Origin of the sequence: Streptomyces sp. WM6386 (genome assembly GCF_000972385.1) — a bacterium.
Lineage (GTDB): Bacteria > Actinomycetota > Actinomycetes > Streptomycetales > Streptomycetaceae > Streptomyces.
In genome coordinates this window covers 1-648 of record NZ_JXTE01000350.1, presented here as the reverse complement: position 1 = coordinate 648, position 648 = coordinate 1, and the positions used below count along the sequence as shown (strand labels likewise).

Genomic DNA, 648 nt, shown 5'->3' with positions numbered 1-648 from the left:
CCCCTCCCCAGCCCGCGCGGCCGCTCCCTGGGAGCAGCTCCGCGGCCGCCTGTCGGGCACCCTCGTGCTGCCCGGCGAAGCCTCCTACGCCACCGCCAAAGTGCTCGAACTCCAGCAGTTCGACACCATCGACCCGCAGGCCGTCGCGTACTGCGCGAACGCGGCCGACGTCGCCCTGTGCCTGACCTTCGTGCAGGACAACGACCTGCCCGTCGCCATCCGCAGCGGCGGCCACAGCCTGGGCGGCTACTCCACCACCACCGGCCTGGTCGTCGACGTGTCCCGGCTGAACTCCATCAGCCTCACCGGCGCCACGGCGACGTTCGGGCCCGGCGCCCAGAACGTCGACATGCTGAACGCGCTGGCCCCCGCGGGGCTCGCCGTGGTCGGCGGCGCCGGCCCCACCGTCGCGGCCGGCGGCTTCGTCCAGGGCGGCGGCCTCGGCTTCCTGACCCGCCCGCTCGGCGTGGCCTGCGACGCCCTGACCTCCGCGACCGTCGTCCTGGCCGACGGCCGGATGGTGACCGCCGCACCGAACCGGCACAGCGATCTGTTCTGGGCGATACGCGGCGGTGGCGGCGGCAACTTCGGCGTCGTCACCTCCTACACCGCCACGGCCTCCGCCGTCACCGACGTGGCCACCGCGAC

1 protein-coding gene is annotated in these 648 nt (G+C 74.5%); it reads left to right on the top strand.

Going from position 1 to position 648, the window contains the following annotated elements:
• A partial coding sequence (locus TN53_RS41655) for an FAD-binding oxidoreductase (RefSeq protein WP_046264101.1) occupies positions 1 to 648 on the top strand: 648 nt, incomplete at both ends.